General features: G+C 64.3%; 26 protein-coding genes and 1 tRNA gene. 5 read left to right on the forward strand and 22 right to left on the reverse strand.

Features of this window, described 5'->3' with window-relative positions; genetic code table 11:
• Nucleotides 1–225 precede the first annotated feature (225 nt).
• The 4 genes from NG900_RS21320 to NG900_RS21335 all read right to left on the reverse strand — a co-directional run bounded on the left by NG900_RS21320 (nt 226) and on the right by NG900_RS21335 (nt 2394).
• Nucleotides 226–714, reverse strand: coding sequence for a hypothetical protein (locus tag NG900_RS21320; RefSeq protein ID WP_252683450.1), 489 nt, complete (start codon nt 712–714; stop codon nt 226–228).
• Nucleotides 715–1055: 341 nt separating this feature from the next.
• Nucleotides 1056–1589, reverse strand: coding sequence for a hypothetical protein (locus tag NG900_RS21325; RefSeq protein WP_252683452.1), 534 nt, complete (start codon nt 1587–1589; stop codon nt 1056–1058).
• A 60-nt stretch (nt 1590–1649) separates the two neighbouring features.
• A complete protein-coding gene (locus tag NG900_RS21330) occupies nt 1650–2015 on the reverse strand; it encodes a hypothetical protein (protein WP_252683454.1) in 366 nt (121 codons plus the stop codon).
• A gap of 10 nt (nt 2016–2025) precedes the next feature.
• The gene (locus NG900_RS21335) at nt 2026–2394 is read right to left on the reverse strand and encodes a hypothetical protein (protein WP_252683456.1); all 369 of its coding nucleotides are present in this window, start codon (nt 2392–2394) and stop codon (nt 2026–2028) included.
• A gap of 108 nt (nt 2395–2502) precedes the next feature.
• On the opposite strand from NG900_RS21335, the gene NG900_RS21340 reads away from it, so the two are divergent.
• Nucleotides 2503–2760, forward strand: a complete 258-nt coding sequence (locus NG900_RS21340) for a helix-turn-helix domain-containing protein (protein ID WP_289813924.1) — start codon at nt 2503–2505, stop codon at nt 2758–2760.
• Between the two features lie 130 nt (nt 2761–2890).
• Here NG900_RS21340 and NG900_RS21345 read toward each other — a convergent pair whose 3' ends face one another.
• The 15 genes from NG900_RS21345 to NG900_RS21415 all read right to left on the reverse strand — a co-directional run bounded on the left by NG900_RS21345 (nt 2891) and on the right by NG900_RS21415 (nt 14247).
• Nucleotides 2891–4108, reverse strand: coding sequence for a tyrosine-type recombinase/integrase (locus NG900_RS21345; protein ID WP_252683460.1), 1218 nt, complete (start codon nt 4106–4108; stop codon nt 2891–2893).
• A gap of 164 nt (nt 4109–4272) precedes the next feature.
• Nucleotides 4273–4348 (reverse strand) — tRNA-Ala (locus tag NG900_RS21350).
• Between the two features lie 36 nt (nt 4349–4384).
• Nucleotides 4385–6112 (reverse strand): thiosulfohydrolase SoxB, encoded by a 1728-nt coding sequence (soxB, locus tag NG900_RS21355; RefSeq protein ID WP_252683462.1) that lies wholly within the window; start codon nt 6110–6112, stop codon nt 4385–4387.
• Entirely contained in the window at nt 6109–6618 is a 510-nt protein-coding gene (locus NG900_RS21360) for a TlpA family protein disulfide reductase (RefSeq protein ID WP_252683464.1), read from the reverse strand. The genes soxB and NG900_RS21360 overlap by 4 nt, the downstream gene beginning before the upstream one ends.
• Nucleotides 6619–6622: 4 nt before the next feature.
• A complete protein-coding gene (soxX, locus tag NG900_RS21365; protein ID WP_252683466.1) occupies nt 6623–7279 on the reverse strand; it encodes a sulfur oxidation c-type cytochrome SoxX in 657 nt (218 codons plus the stop codon).
• Nucleotides 7276–8040: a sulfur oxidation c-type cytochrome SoxA gene (gene soxA, locus NG900_RS21370; protein WP_252683888.1), complete on the reverse strand. Its 765-nt coding sequence runs from the start codon at nt 8038–8040 to the stop codon at nt 7276–7278. Before soxA ends, soxX begins: the two co-directional genes overlap by 4 nt.
• Nucleotides 8041–8161: 121 nt before the next feature.
• Nucleotides 8162–8617 carry a DsrE family protein gene (locus NG900_RS21375; protein ID WP_252683469.1) on the reverse strand — a complete coding sequence of 152 codons (456 nt, stop codon included), beginning with the start codon at nt 8615–8617 and terminating at the stop codon, nt 8162–8164.
• A gap of 15 nt (nt 8618–8632) precedes the next feature.
• Nucleotides 8633–8944: a thiosulfate oxidation carrier complex protein SoxZ gene (soxZ, locus tag NG900_RS21380; RefSeq protein WP_252683471.1), complete on the reverse strand. Its 312-nt coding sequence runs from the start codon at nt 8942–8944 to the stop codon at nt 8633–8635.
• A gap of 18 nt (nt 8945–8962) precedes the next feature.
• Nucleotides 8963–9433 (reverse strand): thiosulfate oxidation carrier protein SoxY, encoded by a 471-nt coding sequence (gene soxY, locus NG900_RS21385; RefSeq protein ID WP_252683473.1) that lies wholly within the window; start codon nt 9431–9433, stop codon nt 8963–8965.
• Between the two features lie 8 nt (nt 9434–9441).
• Nucleotides 9442–9789 (reverse strand): c-type cytochrome, encoded by a 348-nt coding sequence (locus NG900_RS21390; RefSeq protein WP_252683475.1) that lies wholly within the window; start codon nt 9787–9789, stop codon nt 9442–9444.
• A 417-nt stretch (nt 9790–10206) separates the two neighbouring features.
• Nucleotides 10207–11094, reverse strand: coding sequence for an EamA family transporter (locus NG900_RS21395; RefSeq protein WP_252683477.1), 888 nt, complete (start codon nt 11092–11094; stop codon nt 10207–10209).
• Nucleotides 11095–11210: 116 nt separating this feature from the next.
• Nucleotides 11211–12494 carry an NAD(P)/FAD-dependent oxidoreductase gene (locus tag NG900_RS21400; protein ID WP_252683479.1) on the reverse strand — a complete coding sequence of 428 codons (1284 nt, stop codon included), beginning with the start codon at nt 12492–12494 and terminating at the stop codon, nt 11211–11213.
• Complete coding sequence (locus NG900_RS21405; RefSeq protein ID WP_252683481.1) at nt 12484–12876, reverse strand: c-type cytochrome; 393 nt, start codon at nt 12874–12876, stop codon at nt 12484–12486. Before NG900_RS21405 ends, NG900_RS21400 begins: the two co-directional genes overlap by 11 nt.
• 131 nt (nt 12877–13007) lie before the next feature.
• Nucleotides 13008–13814, reverse strand: a complete 807-nt coding sequence (locus NG900_RS21410) for a BON domain-containing protein (protein ID WP_252683483.1) — start codon at nt 13812–13814, stop codon at nt 13008–13010.
• Nucleotides 13815–13854: 40 nt separating this feature from the next.
• Complete coding sequence (locus tag NG900_RS21415) at nt 13855–14247, reverse strand: YraN family protein (protein WP_252683485.1); 393 nt, start codon at nt 14245–14247, stop codon at nt 13855–13857.
• A gap of 35 nt (nt 14248–14282) precedes the next feature.
• Here NG900_RS21415 and rsmI point away from each other — a divergent pair, with 35 nt between their 5' ends.
• Complete coding sequence (gene rsmI, locus NG900_RS21420) at nt 14283–15185, forward strand: 16S rRNA (cytidine(1402)-2'-O)-methyltransferase (RefSeq protein ID WP_252683487.1); 903 nt, start codon at nt 14283–14285, stop codon at nt 15183–15185.
• Here rsmI and NG900_RS21425 read toward each other — a convergent pair.
• The gene (locus tag NG900_RS21425) at nt 15182–15916 is read right to left on the reverse strand and encodes a septal ring lytic transglycosylase RlpA family protein (RefSeq protein ID WP_252683890.1); all 735 of its coding nucleotides are present in this window, start codon (nt 15914–15916) and stop codon (nt 15182–15184) included. The two genes, rsmI and NG900_RS21425, sit on opposite strands and share 4 nt — an antisense overlap.
• A 201-nt stretch (nt 15917–16117) precedes the next feature.
• Between NG900_RS21425 and NG900_RS21430 the strand changes: the two genes are divergently transcribed.
• From NG900_RS21430 to NG900_RS21440, 3 genes are all read left to right on the forward strand, one after another.
• The gene (locus tag NG900_RS21430) at nt 16118–16774 is read left to right on the forward strand and encodes an MBL fold metallo-hydrolase (RefSeq protein ID WP_252683489.1); all 657 of its coding nucleotides are present in this window, start codon (nt 16118–16120) and stop codon (nt 16772–16774) included.
• Nucleotides 16771–17460 (forward strand): PolC-type DNA polymerase III domain-containing protein, encoded by a 690-nt coding sequence (locus NG900_RS21435; protein ID WP_252683491.1) that lies wholly within the window; start codon nt 16771–16773, stop codon nt 17458–17460. Before NG900_RS21430 ends, NG900_RS21435 begins: the two co-directional genes overlap by 4 nt.
• 289 nt (nt 17461–17749) lie before the next feature.
• Nucleotides 17750–18016 (forward strand): hypothetical protein, encoded by a 267-nt coding sequence (locus NG900_RS21440; RefSeq protein ID WP_315862387.1) that lies wholly within the window; start codon nt 17750–17752, stop codon nt 18014–18016.
• A 128-nt stretch (nt 18017–18144) separates the two neighbouring features.
• Here NG900_RS21440 and arsC read toward each other — a convergent pair whose 3' ends face one another.
• Nucleotides 18145–18495 (reverse strand): arsenate reductase (glutaredoxin), encoded by a 351-nt coding sequence (arsC, locus tag NG900_RS21445; protein WP_252683495.1) that lies wholly within the window; start codon nt 18493–18495, stop codon nt 18145–18147.
• A gap of 160 nt (nt 18496–18655) precedes the next feature.
• Nucleotides 18656–19930 carry a M20/M25/M40 family metallo-hydrolase gene (locus NG900_RS21450; RefSeq protein WP_252683497.1) on the reverse strand — a complete coding sequence of 425 codons (1275 nt, stop codon included), beginning with the start codon at nt 19928–19930 and terminating at the stop codon, nt 18656–18658.
• Nucleotides 19931–20003 lie beyond the last annotated feature (73 nt).

Consider the following 20003-nt stretch of genomic DNA (forward strand, 5'->3'; position numbering starts at 1 on the left):
TGCCCGTCAAGGCTCACATTGGGTCTCAGCTCCAAATGATCCCCCCAAGATACCGCTGTAAGAATATCCAGTAAGGAATTCGGCATCATATGCTGGCACGCGCCGGCTTCATTAGAAAGTAAAACCCCTAGAAAAAACGCACCCTCGGGATGGGGTGCGTTTTGTCAACGGGTAGCAAAAATCCCCCGATCCTTACAGAACTAGCCGCACCAATTAAGCTCAATTTCACTCAAATGAGACAGGATAAAATTCCTGATTAACTCCTTTTAGACCAAGCCATAACCCCACTTTTGGCTTCTCGCCAAGATCGGCAAAAGTTGCGTTAAGCCTCTTTTGGTCATAAAACTCCTGATATCTAGCCTCATAGACATGCATCGGTTTCATGTCCACCACCTCAATATTAACCGTTGCAACTGTGGATGTAATGACGGGGCCCATTAGCGCGATATTTGCAGTGTAGCGAATTGTGAAAGTATGAGAGCCTGGCAAAACACGAACCCAAATTGGGCAGCCAACCTGAAAACAGGATGTATCTTTCCCATCGACCTGTGTAATACGTGCCACAATGTGTTTCGTTTGCGTGTGATCTGATGCCGAGAACACCGTTGTTGTAGATAACGGTGGGTTTCCTTCATACATGACATAAGGTGTTTTGTGAAAGGCGCAACCCGAAATTGAAATGACAAATATGATTGCAAGGAAAATTCTCAGCATAATTTATGTTTTTGAATTGTTGTGTAAATCGCGCGTTGAGGTAAATCTTGCCAGCCCCCTTGGCGAACTCTTAACTTCGCTCTCCGGCCCCTTCCGTCAGGTTTTGCTCCTTCAGCACCAAAGCCCATTGGCTACACGCCAATGCAGCCAAGAATAATCGTATCTACCGGGTCGGTATGTCGCCAACCCAACGGCAGAAGGGCAGGCGGGTTTATCCCAATACTCGCCCCATTCATTAGGCCACTCGCCTGACCTTGCCCGGAGTAATGTGGGCCCTGCCCCGAGCATCCACCATGTCAGCCCACGCCCGCATCGTCTTCGTGCGTCAGCTTGATGCTCGGTCATGGCTCAACGCGAACAACCGTTGAGGCCGATATGAAATCCGTGTCCGGCTTACCACGCCACCTGGAAGAGCCGTTGTGAATCTGCATCTCAGCGGTCATCGAGATGATCGCACCTACCGGGACGACCAGGGTGCGCATGTCGTCCATTTCCGCGCTGGGAAGAAGCAGGTATTCACCCCCGGTTTTCTCCATCAGGTCGACCTTTGCGATCAGCTCGCCCTCATCTTCATCGACAACGGCCCTTTCTTTCCTGTCCATCGCGATACGACGGAAGCGTAGCTCGAATGAGTCGCCAGCTTTGCTGTTTAGCTCAAACTCGTAGCCGCGCGGATTCTTTGATCTGACATGCACAACCAGCAGTCGAAGATTATCCCGGTATGGGAGAACTTTCGTGTCTAGCGTGATGTTGTTCGTCCAGTCGGTCGCCCCGGACAACTCATATTGGTAGATCGCCCATCCACCGCCGACAACGAGCGCAACGAACGTCAAAATGCGCAGGATAAAGTCGGCTTTTTCAAGCGACAGCTTCATGTGCACTCCCACCTTACCCGCTGCGATAGCGATTGAAATATCGCAGATCGTTGCTCCTCGCTACTCAGAACACGGATTGGCCATCAGATACGCGATCAGGTTGTCACCTTGCCCAAACAGCGCGGCGCTGTCCGTCTGGTGACGCTCAACCAGTGTGGCACCGGCCGTGTCCGTCAGCATAACAAGGGTGAGCGGTTGTCGGAACCACGCATAACCCTGGCGCTCATTGATGTAGCCAGTAGGGACCGGCTCGGTGGCATTGCTGCGCGACGTGACATGCTCCAGACCCTTCTGATACAGGCATGCGAGCGGTGCCGGCACGGTAATCGTCTTGTTGGAGGGCGCGGCCTTCAGCTCTTCGTATTGCGGGTAGGTGGCGCAACCCGATGTCGCAAGCGCAGCAAGAAGGAAGGCAGTTTTTCTCATGGCTGGCACCTCAGTGGCGAACTTCGTCTTCCGTCATGTAGCTGCCGGGACTGCGGTGTGCGGCATGGTCCAGATTGTCCATGCATTTCCCAAACGCGACCATGTGGGCGTTGCGCGGGTTGGGCGCCACGTCATGCCCGTAGTTGTAGGCAAAGGTCATGATCCCGCCTATCCAGCTGTTGCGCGTCTCGTCGTCAATGTTGGTCGGTAGCGGTGTTCCCCGGTTACCGAAGCCAATCTCTGCCTCAGCGCCCACCATCCGGCACAGCTCGATCTTCTGTGTCTCGTTGCCGTAGCCGCCAGCGTGTGCGGTAGTTGCGGTTAGGCCGCAGAGCAACGCAATGATGATTGACGCTGCCGGTTTCGCGCGATTTTCCACTTCCCCTCCGTGATCTTGCATCCCTAGTTCGGGCATTCGAATGCCACTTTTAGGGTGGCCTTTATTAGGGTGTGGAGCGGATTATACGCACGCGACACCATCCGGCGGATGAGGAAACACACATCACTTCGGGAACGGTTTGGGGCGCGCGTTCGACATCTCCGCAAAACCATGACGGACCTCAGCCAGGAGGCTCTGGCGGACAGATGTGGGTTTGTGCGCAGCTATATGGGCAAAGTCGAGACAGGGAAAGCCAACCCATCTCTAGACGCGATTCAGACGATTGCCGATGCTCTTGGCGTAAATGTGCGTGCGTTGTTTGACGAGGATGAAGTCGACGAGATGCACACGACATCGCGCGGATGAGGGCGATCCTCGCCCTTCTTGCGACGCAATGCAGTAGCTGCATTCCCACAGTAATGCCGCATGACGCGAGACGCTGTCACGTCGTCCATGGATAGTCGGCGGCTTGCCGCCCTCCTCCCTCCTGCACTGACTACGCTACCTGCCCGAATTTGCCAGGAATAATGCGGGCGCCCGCTTTCAGTTGATCCAGGTAGTCAGCCCACGCTTGCATCATCTTGATACGAGCGTCTATAAATTTCGTCCGGTTGTAGGCGGTGCCTAAGGAGTCCGCCACCTTGTGAGCCAGTTGGTGCTCGATAACCTCGGGCTTTATCTCCAGCTCTTCGTGCAGGATCGTCCGAGCCATCGCCCGGAAGCCGTGGCCGGTGATCTCCGTCTTCGTGTCGTAACCCATGCGGCGCAGTGCCGCATTAACTGCGGCTTCGCTCATGGGCTTTTTGGGGTCTCGGCCAGGGAAGACATAGCGCCCTCCGCCAGTCAGAGCATGCAGCTCCCGAAGAATGGCAACGGCCTGCGATGCCAGCGGCACCACGTGGTCTGTCTTGGTCTTCGTCACGAAGTAGCGCCACTCAGCTCTGTCCAGATCGAACCCCGCCCACTCTGCCGAACGAAGCTCACCGGGACGCACGAACAACAGCGGGGCCAACAGCAGCGCGCACTTCACAACGAACGTTCCCCTGAAGGCATCGATCGCTCGCAGCAACTCGCCCACCCTTACCGGGTCCGTGATCGACGCGAAGTTTTCATGTTTGGACGGCTGTAGCGCGCCTCGCAGATCACCTGAAGGGTCGCGCTCTGCTCGACCGGTCGCCACGGCATACCGAAAAATCTGCCCGCAGTTTTGATGCGCCCGGTGAGCGGTATCCAGTGCGCCGCGCCCTTCGATACGACGCAGCACCGCCAGCAATTCGGGCGCTGCGATTTCAGCGATGGGGCGCCCGCCCAACCAGGGGAAGATGTCTTTTTCGAGCCGCTGAATGATCTTGCTTGCATGGGTTGAAGCCCAACCCGGCGCCTGTCTAGCGAACCACTCGCGAGCGACCGCTTCGAAACTGTTTGCAGCTCGTTCGACCTTGGCAATCTTCTGCGCCTTACGCGCTTCGCCGGGGTCTACGCCGTTCGCCAGCAATTTGCGCGCTGCATCCCGCTTGCCGCGAGCATCCTTCAGGCCCACGTCGGGATATACGCCTATCGCTAGCAGCTTCTCCTTTCCCAAGACTCGATACTTGAGCCGCCAGTATCTCTGCCCTGCTGGAGTGATAAGAAGGAAGAGCCCACCCCCGTCAAACAGCTTGATTGGCTTGTCGCCCGGCTTCGTATTCTTGATGGCGGTGTCGGTTAGCGGCATTGGGGGTATCTCTCCGTTGGTGGGCACTGCATACCCCCACAAATACCCCCTTATCATTCCGGATGTCAACAGATCGGAATGGATGCCGCCGGCAACAAAAAACCCCGCAGACCTTGAATCTACGGGGTTCTCTGGACTTCTTGAGACTGCTTCAGATTTGTTCTTGGTGGACCGAAGGAGGATCGAACTCCCGACCTCCGCATTGCGAACGCGGCGCTCTCCCAGCTGAGCTATCGGCCCGTGAAAAATAAGTCTACCCGAAGTCCCGGTGCGCCTTCAATCGCGGGTCAACCCGCCCCCCAGCTCCATGCCGGGGTTGTCCGCCATGCCCACAATGCGCGGCGTATTCAGGGGCCGCGCCGTCACTTCGCGCTGGTCGCGCAGCCAGTCGGCCAGCACGTCCCACACGGGGCGGCCGCCGGCCTTGCGCGCTTCGGGCGACACGGCGGCCCAGCCGGCGACCTTGTAGCGGCGGTCGGCGTCGAGCGGCTTGTCGCCGAGGCGCATGTCGGTAATGCGCTGGCCCATGGGCTTCAGCGGGTCGATGGTGTAGCGCAGGCCGCCGGTGCGCACCATGTCGCCGCCCTGCTGGTAGTACGGGTCGGGGTTGAACAGGTTGTCGGCCACGTCTTCGAGCACGGTCTTGATGGTGGCGCCGGTCATCTCGGTGAGCGTGGTAGCCGGGTACGTGATGGCGGTCTGGGCCATCAGCGCTTCCATGGTGACGGCCTCGCCGGGCAGCAGCGTGGTGCCCCAGCGGAAGCCGGGCGACAAGGCGATCTCCGCGCCCTGTGCCTGCATCAAGCCATCGACGATGAGCTGATCGAACGTGCCGTTGAAGTTGCCGCGCCGGTACAGCAGGCCGCGGTTCGTGGCGAGCGTCTCGCCGAGCTTGTCTTTGTACGGCGCGCGCACGCGCTCGATGAGCGCCATCATCGTCGGATCAGGCGGCAGCAGATCGGCGAAGACGGGCAACAACGTGTAGCGGATGTCGCGCACGGTGCCGCCACGCACGTCCAGATCGAGCACGCCGACAAACTTGCCATTGGCACCCGCGTTGGTGACCAGCGTCACGCCGCCGGGGTTGCTGACCTTGATCGGCGCCGGCACCGCATCGTGCGTGTGGCCGCCGAGGATGGCATCCAACCCGCGCACGCGCGAGGCGAGTTTCAGGTCGACATCCATGCCGTTGTGCGACAGCAGGACGACCACCTTGGCGCCCTTGCCGCGCGCCTCGTCGATCATCTTCTGCAGCCGTTCTTCCTGGATGCCGAAGGTCCAGTCGGGCGTGAAATCCGCCGGATGCGCGACGGGCGTGTAGGGGAACGCCTGGCCGATGATGGCCACTGGCACGCCGTTCAGCTCACGCAGCACGTAAGGATCAAACACCGGGTCGCCAAAGTCGGCGGTCTGGATGTTCTGCGCGACGAAGGCGACCTTGTTCTTGAAATCGTGGTCGACCACGTGGCGCACGCGGTCGGCGCCGTAGGTCATTTCCCAGTGCGGGGTCATGACATCGACGCCGAGCGTGAGGGCCGCGTCGACCATGTCCTGCCCGTTGGTCCACAGCGCAGTGGCCGAGCCCTGCCACGTATCGCCACCGTCGAGCAGCAATGCATTGGGCCGCGTGGCGCGCAGGTGCTTGATGAGCGTCGCCAGATGCGCAAAGCCGCCCATGCGGCCATAGCGGCGCGCGGCTTCGGTGAAATCGAGCGAGGTGAAGGCGTGCGCCGTGCGCGAACCCGGTGCGATGCCATAGCGCTTGAGCAATGCATTGCCCACCAGATGCGGCGGCTGCCCCGCCCACTGCCCCACGCCCAGGTTGACGCTGGGTTCGCGGTATTCGATGGGCAGCAACTGCGCGTGGCAGTCGGTGAAGTGCAGTAGGTGGACGTTGCCGAAGTGCGGCACGTTGTAGACCACCGTGTCTGCGTGGGCGTCGGTCAGGCGCAGGCCGGCGGCTGCGGCAATCGCCAGGGCTTGGACGAATTCGCGGCGGTTCATGGTTTGGGGCTGTGGGCCGGGTGGGCGTACTGGGCCAGGTCAGCTACGTCGTCTTCGAGCATCTCGCCGACTTCCTTGCGCACGACGCGGCCGTTGGCGTCGAGCACAAGCAGCTCCGGCAGACCCTTGCGCGGGCCGGTGGCGGCGCACAGCGCGTCGGATTCCATCGTCACCGGGAAGGTGAAGCCGCGCTTGGCGACGTAGTCCTTTGCGAGCTGCGGGTTGGCGTCGATGCTGATGGTGAGAATGCGCAGGTCCTTGCCGCGCGTGGCGTCGTGGAGCTTTTGCAGACGCGGGTTCTGCAGCGCGCAGAACGGGCACCACGATGCCCATGTCTCGATGATGACCGGATGCCCGCGCCATGCACTGCCGGGCATCCGCGTACCGTCAAGCAATTGCACATCGGGCATCGTCACCACATCGCCCACTTCGACGGCCTGTGCAGCGCCACCGGCAAACACCATCGCCGCTGCTGCCCACATCAAGAACCGTCGAATCGCGTGCATGGCGTTACTGATTGACTGGAGATGCCGGGTCCAGCAACAGCGCCATCACATCACGGATCTGCTGCTCGGTCAGGATGCCCTTGTGCCCGAAGCGCGGCATGTTGGAGCACGCGGCGTATGCGTTGGAGTTGTAGATCTTGCCCCACGTGTAGCGCAGGATCGCCTCCGAGTTACCACGCAGCTTGCCGTACTGGTACAGCGACGGGCCGATGGTGCCGTACGACACCTCGTCTTTCGACAGGCGGTGGCACGCATAGCAATTGGCGCCGTTCACACCACCGGCCGGGTCGGAGAACTGCATGCCGCGGCCGCTCTGCGCGGTCTTCTCGCCTTCCTTCCAGTCGCCCAGCCACTTGCCGTCGGCGGGGTAATGGATGGTCTTCATCTGCGCGTCTTCCAGCGTCTTGGCGACGGCGGCGGGCACGGCATTGCGGTCGGCGTACTGGCTGCAGGTCTTCTGCACGTCGTCGCGCTCGGTCACGCCTTCCACGGTGGCCGGGCCCTTGGAGACAAAGCTCTCGTGGATCACCTTGGCGAGCGCGGCGTCGGCTTTCGCATCGGGCTTGGGCGCGGTGATGGTCTTGGCTGCGTCCGCAGCGTGTGCGGTGCCGGCAGCCAGCATCAAAGCGATGAGGGTTGTTCGAAGCATGGCGGGCCTCATCGTTTGATCGACGGCGCGTCCATCTTGCCGCCGTTGGCGTTGCGGGCGAGAAACAGCTCCAGCGCGGTGATCACCTCGCTGCCGTAGAGCGGCTCCGGAAAGCGCTGCTGGCGCAGGCAGTCGTACAGGCGGTGCTGCATCGTGCGCACCTCGCCTTGCGAGACGCGGTAGCCCGGCCATGTGGAATACGCAAAGCGCGCACCGTCAGCCGTCAGCAGATCGGGCAGTTCCTGCAGGCGGATGCGCAAACCCGGCTGCGCGTGGCACGTGGCGCAGGCAAAGTCATACGCGCCGCCACGGTAGAAGAACATGCGGCGGCCGAGTTCGTACGTGCGCTTTTCTTCCGGATGCGCCAGTGGAATATCGATGGCCGCGCCGCGCGATTCCGAGGTGATGTATGCCATCAACCGTTCGATCTGCGACGGCTTGCCCGGCGACGAGAACGGCGTGGCCGAAGCCTCTTCCTTCGTCAGCCCCTGCAGCGTCATGCGGCAGTACATGAGGCGCTGTTCGGCGTCCATCACACGGCCGGTGTCCTTGAAGAAGCGCGGCAGCTTGGCGTACGCGCCCTTCACCACGCCGGGGCCCAGGCCCAGGTCGCACGCTTCGAGCGAGGTCTGCTTCGGGCCGGCGGGCTTCTTCCAGAGTTCTTCGCCGGCGGCTTCCCAGAGCTCGGCCGGATTGCCGTCGGCCAGCATTTCGCGGTACTGCGCGATGCCGGCAGCGGTGCTGTCTTTTTGATCTTGCGCGCGGGCCGTCATGTTGACGCCCGCTGCAAGTACCACCGCTGCTGCGGTGATCGATGCGATCGATGTGAGTCGTTTCACGGTCCCCTCCGTGGGTCGCCTACAGGCCATGGAGCACCTACAGTCCATGGCACGCCTACGGCTTGAGATAGGCGAAACCTTCTTCCTGCTGCAAGCGGGTGACTTCCACCACGCCGGCGGGCACCACCTTGGCTTCGAGCAGCAGCTTGTCTTCCGGCACCTTGAAGGCCATCAGCGAGTTGTGGCACACGCGAAACTCCACGCCCATGCTCGCCAGTGCAGCCACTGGCGCATCAAACGTGCGGCCCTGCGCATCCTTGGCCCCTTCGACGAGGAAGTCGATGCCGTGCCCGAACGCCACCACCACGATCTTCGTGCCGGGCGCGCCGTTCAGGTGGTTGCGCAGGTTGCCGATCGCGCGCGTGGCCTGGTCGATGCCTTCACTGAGTTGGTAGACCACCTTGTAGCGGGCACCCGCACCACCAGAGCGGGGCGCGTTCTGCGCGGCGGCCTTGCCCGCCACGCCCAGTGCCGCCAGCGCGGCGGTCACACGAAAGAAGCTGCGTCGCATGTCGGCCTCCGGGGCTTATTGAATTGCCGTTTCGTCGGTGCGCTTGTCACCGTGATTGTCGACCCAGGTGACCGTCACCTTGTCGCCCTTGGCGCCGCCCTTGAACTTGAAGTTGAGGAACGGATCCTTCGACACGGCCGTGCCGAACTGCGCGTCGAGCACCGTCTTGCCGTTGTGCAGCACCGTCACGTTGGTGATGTGCCAAGCCGGCACGAGCTTGCCGGACGCGTCTTTGCGCTGGCCGGTTTCCATATCGTGCTTCATCAGGATCTTCACGTCGGTCGTGCCGCCGTTTTCCATTGCGCGAATGCGCATCGGGTCTGCCATGGTGTGCTCCTCTGTTCCTTAACCGCCGCAGCCACCGAGGGTGACCTTCACTTCCTTGCTTGCCAGCACCCACTTGCCGCCCGCGCGCACGGCTGCGTAGACCACCGAGGTCTCGCCCATCTTCACGCGCGTGCTCACGAACGGCTCGGTACTGGCGGGAATGCCAAACGTGGCCGCCAGCGTGTTCGGGTTCTTCTCCACCAGGATGGCGATCATGTCGGTGCCCGGCAGCGTGCTGGTCACCACCAGCGGCACCACGGCGCCGTTCTCGGCGATGTCCGGCGCGGTCAGGTGCACGCCCGAGCCACCCTTATCGACAGCGCCACCACCCAGTTGCTTGAGCACGTCGTTCACGCCCTTGATGCTGAAGGCGGTCTTGTTCCACTCGGCGGCCTGGGCGGGCGTGGCAATGCCGGCGGACACCAGCAGCGCCATCATGGCGCCGGCGCGCAGCACGTCGCGGCGGGAGAGGTTCACGGAATCCGTCATCGCATTCCTCACTTGGCCGGGGCGCCCGCGAGCACCCACTCGATCACGGTCTTCAGATCGGCGTCGCTGACCTTCGGGTTGGCCGGCATCGGGATCTGGCCCCAGTTGCCCATGCCGCCTTCGCGCACTTTCTTGATGAGCCTGGCCTCGGCGCCCGCATCGCCCTTGTACTTGGCGGCAACGTCCTTGTAGGCCGGGCCGACGAGCTTGCGATCCACGGCGTGGCAGCCCATGCAGGCGTTCTGGTTGGCGAGGGATTGCGCGCGGGCGGCATCAACGGCGGCCTGTGCGGGCAAGGCGGACAGCGCCAGGCCGGCCAGCACCGCCGAAGCGGCGAGCGTGGGGGCGAACTTCATGTGGTCTCCGGAAAATGGGGCGGCCCGCGTGTCGTTGCGGGCCGCTTGCGCCGATATTGTGCCCCAAGCGCTTCGCCGAGGCTCGCCTGCGCGGCTCGGACAGCCACGCGCGGCGCAAAAAGCCCCGGCGTTGAGGCAAAAAGCATCAACGTCGAGGCTTGGACAGTCGTCGCTGCCTAAAAAAGCAGCATCATTGCTGAAAAAAGCAGCAGCGTTGAGGCCCGAGAGCCTCATCGTCGAGTCTTTTCGCTCCGGCGTTGATGCTTTTTTCAGCAGTGATGCCCCTATTTGGGGCATGCGAGAACCTGCGAGGGTCGACGTTGCGTGTTTTAGGTTCAACGCCGGGGGTTTTAGGTTCGACGGTGGACCTTAGAGGGCCATCGCTGGACCTTTGAGGTCCAACGCTGGCACGTTGACTCAGGCCATCGCGCGCCGCGCAGCCAGCCGGCCACCGAATACGTTCAGCAGCAAGCCGGCCATCACCACGGCGCCGCCCAGCCACTGCGCGGGCGCCAGCCGTTCGCCCAACAACACGGCGGCCGACACCAGCCCCACCACCGGTACCAGCAGCGACAGCGGCGCCACCCGGCTGGCCGCATAGCGCGCCAGCAACTTGCTCCACAAGCTGTAGCCGAAGATGGTGGCGCCAAACGACAGGTACACGATCGCCCCGATGCTCGACGCGCTGATATTGGCCAGGCTATGCGCGATCTGCTCCGGGCCTTCCATCCAGAGCGACAGCAGCAGGAACGGCACGGGTGGGATCACCGCGCCCCACACCACCAGGCTCACCACATTCACCGGCCCCACGCGTTTGGTGACGATGTTGCCGCTGGCCCACGAGAGTGCCGCGCACAGCGTGAGCAGAAAGCCCGCGGTGGTCATGCCTGTGGCGGCGGCATTGCCGGCCATGCCGATGATCGCCAACCCGCAGCCGGCCACCGCCATGCCCGCCAGGTGAAACCAGCGGATCGGCTCGCGCAGCACCACCGCCGCGATCGTCAGCGTAAAGAACGCCTGCGACTGCAGCACCAGCGAGGCCAGCCCCGCCGGCATGCCCACATACATGGCCGAGAACAGGAACGCGAACTGCCCGAAGCTGATCGTGGCGCCGTAAGCCAGCAACCACTTGAGCGGAATCTTCGGGCGCGGCACGAACAGCACCGCCGGGAAGGCCACCAGCGCAAAGCGCAGCGCACCCAGCAGCATGGGCGGCACACCGTGCAGGCCGACCTTGATGACGACGAAGTTGACGCCCCACACCAGCACAACGGTCAGGGCCAGCAGCAGATCCTTGGGAGACATGATGAGCACATGATCAAACGGCCGCCCGCGCGGCCCGATGACGCACTGTAGGCCCAGGCAGCGGGTACGGCTTGCACAATCTTGCGCATTGTTCGTGCCGTCCAAGGACGGCGTGCCTAGCCGAGCATGTCCGACCAGATGGCCCGGCTCCAGCCTTGCGCGAGCTTGCCCTCGGCGGCGGAAGGCGCATCCGAGAGCCCACCGGCGCCGGGCACCGTCACCATGGTGTGCTGGCCCGGGTCGTAGCGGTGGACGGTCGCTATGTGCATTGCCTCGTCGGGCGTAGCGAAGCTGTAGCAGGTGTTGGCATACAGCGGCGACGCATCGGGCGCATGGCCGGCCAGCATGGCCACCACCGCGGCGGCGGCCACCTTGCCGTGCTGGTTGGCCATGTGGCCCGACTTGGGCATCAGCGGCGCGGTCTGGATGGCATCGCCGATCACATGCACGCCCGGTGCCACCTTCGACTCGAACGAGAGGAAATCCACTTCGCACCAGCGCCCGTTGGCTGTCGCCAGCCCCGCCGACACGGCAATCGCCCCCGCCCGTTGCGGCGGAATCAGGTTGACCACATCGGCCTGCACGTCGTCCTGCACGTCGAACTTGAGCACGCGGCCGGTCGGGTCGATATCGACAGCGTTGTATTGCGGGCGATATTCGATGTGCTGTGGATAACGCTCGGCCCACACGCGCTTGAACAATGCGCCCTTGGAGGTGACATCGTCGTTGGCATCGAGGATGAGCACGCGCGAGGCCGGCTTGGCGCGCTGCAGCCAGTGGGCGATCAGGCAGGCGCGCTCGTACGGCGCGGGCGGGCAGCGGTACGGCGCCAGCGGAATGCTGATCGCCACCGTGCCGCCGTTGGGCATGGCTTCCAGCCGATGGCGCAACGCGAGCGTCTGCATGCCGGCCTTCCACGCGTGCGGCGCCTGCGCCGCCGTGGCCGGGTTGGCGAGACCGGGAATCGCGCCCGGCATGAAGTCGATCCCGGGCGAGAGGATCAGCCGGTCGTAGTCGAGCGTGCCGCCGCCGGCCAGGCGCACCTGCCTGGCCCCGAGATCGATGGCCGAGGCGCGGTCACGCACCCAGCGCACGCCGTGGCGCTCGACCAATGCGTCGTACGGCACGGTGATCGAGGCGAGATCGCGGTCGCCCGACAGCACGAGGTTCGACAGCGGGCACGACACGAACGCGGCATTCGGCTCCACCAGCGTCACGTCGACACGGCCGCCGGAGAACACGCGCACGTGCTTGGCCGCCGTGGCGCCACCGTAGCCGCCGCCCACGACCACCACCCGCGCATTGCGTGTGCCCGACAGCGACGCACATGCCGCCAGCGGCCCCGCGAGCGCCGTCGCCCCCAGCGCGCGCAGCACCGCGCGTCGATCCTTACTGCTCATGACGCCCCTCCTGCGATTGGCGCGACAGCCAGCCGGCAATGGCGGCGATCTGCGCGTCGTCGTAACCGCGCGCGATCTGGCCCATCACCGTGGCTGGGCGCGTGCCGTTGCGGAACGCCTGCAGCGCGTCGATCAACTCCGCCTGGGAGCGGCCGGCCAGCGGCGGCAGCGTCTGCGCGGGCAGCCGGGCGCCGGGCGCGGTATCCGTGTGATGGCAGCTCGCGCACGTGGCGGCCCAGGTGCGCGCCTGCAGATTGGAGGGCGGACGATCGGCCGCTTGGGCCGCTTGGGCTGCTTGAGCCGCTTGGGCTGCTTGAGCCGCTTGGGCCGTGGACAGTGCCGCAAGCCAGGCTGCGGCGGCAAGGCGGTGGACGACGGGCATTGGGGGGCTGCGAAGTCGCGGGAGCGTCATACGCTAACACGCACGGCCCGCCATGTGCCCCGTGATGCGCGCAGCCAACAAAAAACGCAGCACGGTGGCTGCGTTCCTTGCGGGGCGATGTTGCCGACGACTCAGGGCAGTTGCTTACCTGGCGGCAGCGCCGGCGAATTGGTCGGCGACACCGTGACACCCGGCGAGGCCGAGGTGACGGGCGCCGGTGCCTGCGTGGCCGTCGGCGTACCTTGCACCGGCGCCGGCGTGCCCTGCGAGGCGCCTGGCGTGGTCGACGGGTTGGTCGACGTGGCGTTCGTGTCCAGGCGCTTGCGCTCGTCTTCGCTCACGTAGTCGAACACCTTCACGACCTTGTTGACGCCGCTCACGGTGCGCACGGCCTCGGTGGCACGGTTGCCTTCGGCCTCGGTCACCACGCCCATCAGGAAGACGGTCTGGGCTTCGGTGGTCACCTTGATGGAGTTCCAGGGCACGCCTTCCGTGCCGGCCAGCACGCTCTTCACCTTGGTGGTGATGAAGGTGTCGTTGGCGCGCGAGCTCATCGTGCTGGATTCGCCGGTCACGACCAGCTCGTTGACGACCTCGCGTGCGTTTTCGAGCTTCTGCGCGTACTGGCCGATCTCCTGCTTGGTCTGCTCGGTGCCGGCCTCGCCGGTCAGCAGCACCTTGCGGTTGTAGACCGTGACGTTGACGTGGGCACGGCCGTTGTAGCGCGTGATGAGCGTGTTCTCGGCCTCCAGTTGCAGGCCACGGTCGATGGTCTGGGTTGCGGTCGGGCGACGGTCGGTGGCCAAGGCCACACCGCCCGCCACTGCGCCGGCAAACAGCGGGAAGCACGCGGTCAGCTGCGTGGCGGTGATGCCGGCCAGCGCGGCCAGCACAACGGTGCGCTTGATACGGGCAGACGTAGGGGACGAGAGTTTCATGCTGTCCTTGAAGGAAGTCCGGAAGGGAGAAGAGCGAAGCTCATGCTTCAACACCGAAGGCATCGCGCATCCATTCGATGCGGCTGCCGTCGATGGCGATGACGTCGAAACGGCAGGCGGGAACGTCCTCAACCTGCCGCGCGAGAAAATCTTCGGCCGCGGCAATCAGGCGGCGCTGCTTGGCTGGTGTCACGCTCGCGGCCGCACCGCCGAAGCGCTGCGTGGAACGCGCCACGCGGGCCCGCACCTCGACAAACACCAGTGCGCCGGCCGCATCGCGCATCACCAGATCGATCTCGCCGCCCTTGCAGCGATAATTGCGGGCCACCACCGATAACCCGCGCGCCTGCAAGTAGCGCAGCGCGCGGTCCTCACCGGCTTCACCGGTTGCGGCTGTGATGGGCTGTGAAGGGACGGGCTGCGGCGCGTGCATTGGCGGTTTGAACCAAGTGACGGAGAGAAGTTCTCGTGAGTGATCCTGACTGGACCCTGCTGGCGCAAGACCAGCACTATCCCGCCGGCGCATTATATGTGGTGGCCACCCCCATCGGGAACGCCGCCGACGTGTCGCTGCGGGCTCGATACGTGCTCGGCCTCGTCGACGCGGTGGCCTGCGAGGACACGCGCAATACCGGGCAATTGCTCAATCGGCTGGGCCTGTCACGGCCGATGCTGGCGGCGCACGAGCACAACGAGCGCGAGGCCGCTGCGCGCATCGTCGCGCGTCTGGCGCAGGGCGAGCGCATCGCCTATGTGTCCGATGCCGGTACGCCCGGCGTGTCGGATCCAGGTGCACGGATTGTCGAAGCGGTGCGTGCGGCCGGGCATCGCGTGATCCCACTGCCCGGTGCGAGCGCGGTGGTGACGGCGCTCTCTGCCGCCGGCGAGCTGCTCGATACGTCGGCTGGGCAATTCACATTCGTCGGCTTCCTGCCGCCCAAGGCGGGGCAGCGTGACGCGGCCATCCGCCAATGGGCAGCGCACGGGCCGGCGTGGGTGCTGTACGAGGCGCCGCATCGCATTGACGCGACGCTCGCGGCGCTGGCGGAACACCTGCCCGCGCGGCGCATCCTCATCGGCCGCGAGCTGACCAAACTGTTCGAACAGATCGTGGTGATACCAGCCGCCGAGGCGCCGGCATGGCTTGCCGCCGATGCCTCGCATGGCAAGGGTGAATTCGTGTTGGTGGTCGAAGGCGCGGGCCCGCAGGATGCGGCGCCGGCTGCAATGGCGGCGGATCAGGTCTTGCGTCTGCTGCTGGCCGAGCTGCCCACCAAGCGCGCGGCCAAGCTGGCCGGGGCGATCACGGGTGCGCCGGTGGACGCGCTGTATCAGAGCGCACTGGCACTGAAGAACGATGGGAAGGATTAACGGTGACGCGCCTTCTTGGCGCGATGCTTCACGCGCTTCTTCAGCGGTGCCGGGTCGTCGGCGCCCACATCGGCATCGCCATCGTTGCTGGCGAGGTCCGTCTGCGTGAGTTCAGGGCGCAGCGCTTCGACTTCGGCGCGCGACAGGCGGCGGATCTCCACCTGCGTCGAACCGCGACGGACGAAGTCCAGCCGCTTGGCCGCGGCATACGACATGTCGAGGATGCGCTTGCCGTAGTACGGACCGCGATCCGTCACCTTGGCCACGACCACGCGGTCGTTGGAGAGGTTGCGCACCAGCACCCAGCTTTGCAGCGGCAGCGACGGGTGCGCCACCGTGAAGGCGTTCATGTTGAAGCGCTCGCCGCTGGCAGTGCGGCGGCCGTGGAAGCCGCGGCCATACCACGAGGCCAGGCCGCGCTGTTCGAACGTGCCAAGGTCGGCGCGCAGGCCGGGCGACGTGTCGGTGTTCTCGTCGAGCTTGAGGCTGCTCGAATCCGGGCTGCCGCGAAACGACAGCGTGCCCCAGGCATCGGGGTTGTCGCGCGGGTCGGCGAGCTTGAGGGCAGGCGCTGGCTTGCTGGCCTGCACACCGGTCTGCACGCCGGCGGGCGGTTCGCCCGGGACAGCGGCACAGCCTGCCAGCACCAGCAACGCGGTGCCATGCATCAGCCAGGCACGCAGCGTGCGGCCGGCCTGAAGGCTGGAGATCGGGTGGGGAAGCTTGAGCATGGGCGCGAGTCTAACACGCATGCTCGGATCGACTATTTACATTTCCTATTAAAACGATCACATCATGCAGTCATCTCGCATCAATTTTGTAATATTTTCTTTCCGATGTAACAGCGTTCCCCGCCAGCCCAGTGCTGGCGCGGGCTCGGCCCGATACAATCGGGTTATCCCTGCCTCGCGCAAATGCGCACATAAGATCACATGAAAGTCGTTGTCGTCCCCGTTACGCCGTTTGAACAGAACTGCACGCTGCTGATTGGCGACGATGGTGCTGCCGCCGTCACCGATCCCGGCGGCGATATCGAACGCATCCTGGCCGCCGCCGAGCAGCACGGCGCGCGCATCGAAAAGATCCTGCTCACGCACGGCCACGTCGACCACTGCGCGGCCGCTGACGCGCTGCGCACGCAACTCGGTGTGCCGATCGAAGGCCCGCAGAAGGACGAGGCGTTCTGGATCGACCAGCTCCCGATGCAGAGCCAGCGCTTCGGTTTTCCGCCCGCCAAGGCCTTCGTGCCCGATCGCTGGCTGGACGACGGCGACACCGTGGAAGCCGCCGGCCGCACGCTGCAGGTCTTCCACTGCCCCGGTCACACGCCGGGCCACGTGGTGTTCTTCAGCCCGGAAGATCGCGTTGCGATCGTCGGGGATGTGCTGTTCGCGGGCTCGATCGGCCGCACGGATTTCCCGCGCGGCAACCATGCGGACCTGATCCGCTCGATCCGCACCAAGCTCTGGCCGCTCGGCGACGACGTCACCTTCGTGCCGGGCCACGGGCCGGTCTCCACCTTCGGCGATGAGCGCGCGAGCAACCCCTACGTCGCCGATCGCCTGTTTGCCAACGAAGGCGCGGCATGAGCGACGACACCTTCGCCGACACCGCGCCTGCTGCGCCGGCAGACAAGCCCCGCCGCAAGCGCGGCAACCAGGCGCCGGACACGCGGCCCGAGATCTACGTCAGCACCGACATCGAAGCCGATGGCCCCATCCCCGGGCCGCATTCGATGCTGAGCTTTGCCAGCGCGGCGTATCTGGCCGACAAGACGCTTATCAGCACCTTCGAAGCCAATCTCGAAACGCTGCCCGGCGCGGAAGGCCATCCGATCCAGATGCAGTGGTGGAAAACGCAGCCTGAAGCCTGGGCCGCGTGCCGGCAGAATCTTGAAGCGCCCGAAGTGGCTCTGCCGCGCTACGTGGAATGGGTGGAAAGCCTGCCCGGCAAGCCGGTGTTCGTGGCGTTTCCGGCGGGCTTCGATTTCACGTACATGTTCTGGTACATGATGCGTTTTGCCGGGCGCTCGCCGTTTGGGTGGGCTGCACTCGACATCAAGACGCTGGCCTTTGCGCTGACGGGGCTGCCGTACCGGCGCAACGTCAAGGCGCTCTTTCCCGAGCACTGGCATGACCCGCTGCCGCACACGCATGTCGCGCTGGATGACGCGAAGGAGCAAGGCGCGCTCTTCTGCAACATGCTCGCCGAGTTGCGCAAGCGCGAGGCAGAGCGCGCCGCCACACAAGTGCCCGACCAATCTGCTCAGGATTGAACGCGCGGTTGGGGCGTCGAAGGCATCACGCATTTCGCGAAGAGCCGCACGCCGTTTGCCTCTCGCCCGCGTGACGCGCACACCATGCCGCAACGCAACTTGCGGCGCCGCAAACCCGCGTCTACGCTGGGTTCGTGCGAGGCGACCAGACGACTGCGCCACCCGGCGCCGGCAAGCAAAGCCACTCGCATACGCCATTTGCTTGTCGTATCGTTTTCGGGCCGCACGTACCCCCGACGCCGGTGCGTGCCGGCGTCGGCTTATCAGCTAACGACGGGGAGGTTCTGCGATGCGATTTTCCCGTGACGCGTTTGACACGCAACACTTGCGAGCGATGACGGAGCGCTTGCATTGGCATCGCAAACCCTCCGCGAAGGCGATGCCGTTGAGCATGCGTGCGCAGCATCCACATCACACGCACAGCAATGGGCACGACGACGCGGAAGTCATGAAAGTCGCCATGGTGTCTACCGTGACGGCGCTGGCAGTGGTGCTTGCAGCCCTGCTGGCAGTTGGTTTCGGGTCAGAAATGGCCCGATGGATGGGCCTGGAATGATCCGGAGCCCCTGCGCGTCTTGACGGACGCAGCCCCGGCCCTCGCGCAAGGCGATACGGCCACCCCTGAACGGCCTGTCCGATGGAAATCGGCAGGCCGTTCAACTTTGTGGCCGCGCCCATTGCGATTTACTTCAGGAACGCGTCGAGCGCTTCGGGCGTGCGGCCGATGGTGGCGCGGTCGTTACGAACGAGCACGGGGCGCTGCAGGAGCCTGGGATGTGCAGCGATGGCCTTCAACAGCGCGTCGTCCGAAGCGCCGGCCAGGTTCAGCTGTGCGTATTCGTCTTCGTTTTCGCGCACAAGCGAGCGGACGGGGGTGTCGAGTTGCGCGGCCAGCGTCTTGAGCTCGGCCAGCGTGGGCGGTGTGTTCAGGTATTCGATGACTTCCAGCGGTTCGCCCTGTTTTGCTGCAAAAGCCTGGGCTTGTTCAAGCGCGGTGCGGGATTTGGAGCACCGGGGGTTGTGGTAGATCTGCATGTCGAGATGGTTGGCTTGTTGTGGATGGGTGCCATCTTAATGGGTGGATGCTGTTGCAGATTTCGCGTCTGGCTAAAGGGGGCTTCTTTTGGTGCCCCCCCCACAAAACACGAAGGGCCGACAAAAGCCGGCCCCACGCAAAACCTCAAACCGCAACCAATCAACCGCCCAACAACTCCGCCACAGCGCAGCCAACTACCACCGTCGCGCCGCGCAGATCATTCAATCGCAGGTTCTCATCCGTGTTGTGCCCACGCGCTTCCATCAACGTGCGTGGGCCGGCGCCGTATAGCACGGTCGGCACACCGTGCGCCGTGTAGTGGCGCGCATCGGTGTACAGCGGCACGCCATGCACCGGAACCTCACCGCCGAATACTGCCTGCACGTTGCGCTTCAACGCACCGATCAGGGTCTCCACCCCCGGCAGTTCGGCCAACGGCTGCGCCAGGATGATGCGCTCTACCGACACCTCGATCCCGGGCCGCTCAGCCGCAGCACGCTCGATCACGGCACGCAGTTCGCCTTCGGCATCGCGCCCGGCCTCTTCGGGAATCATGCGGCGGTCGATACGGAACGTCACCAGATCCGGCACGACGTTGGTGTTGATGCCGCCTTGGATGAGACCGACATTGAGCGTCGCGTGGTCGATGCCGGGCACGGCGGATTTGCGCGTTGCCAGTTCTGCGCGATATGCATACACGGCCTGCAGGATGTGCGTGGCCGCTTCAATCGCATCGATGCCCGTGTGCGGCATGGCAGCGTGCGCCTGCTTGCCGCGCACCGTCACCTGCACGTGCAGGCAGCCGTTGTGCGCCGAGGTGATGCCGTATGCAAAGCCGGCCGAGATGGCGTAGTCCGGCTTGGTCAGGCCCTGATCCAGCAGCCACTTCGGGCCGATGTCACCGCCGGTTTCTTCGTCGTACGTGAAATGCAGTTCGATGGTGCCGTTGAGCTTGGCGCCGCGCTTTTCAGCGTCGATCAGCGCGAGTAGCGCCCACGTGTAGGTGACGAAATCCGATTTGGACACGGCCACGCCACGGCCGAACATGGTGGGGCCGTGTTCGGTCTCGACAATCTCGCCGCCGTACGGGTCGTGCGTCCAGCCCAGGCCGGGCGGAACAACGTCGCCGTGCGCGTTCATGGCCACAGTGGGGCCGCCGCTGCCGAACGTGTGCCGCACGATCAGGTTGGTGACGCTGACCATGCCGACGGCGCGCACTTGCGCCTCGGGCACGGGATGCGCCTCGACCGTCAAGCCCAGCGCCTCCAGCAGCGCCTTGGCGCGCGCCGCATGCGGTGCACAGTCGCCGGACGGGTTGTCCGACGGCACCTTCACCAGCTCGCGCAGAAATTCGATCTGCTGCGGGTGCGCGGCCTCGACAAACGCGCGGATGTCCGCGCCGATGCCGGGGTTGGCGAGTTGAGCCTGAGTCATGTCGATGTCTCCCTGTTGTCGGGGGATGGGTGTTGAATGTGACTGAGCCCCCGTTGTGCGGGGGCCCAGGGTG

The organism is Ralstonia soli, assembly GCF_023955655.1.
GTDB lineage: Bacteria > Pseudomonadota > Gammaproteobacteria > Burkholderiales > Burkholderiaceae > Ralstonia > Ralstonia soli.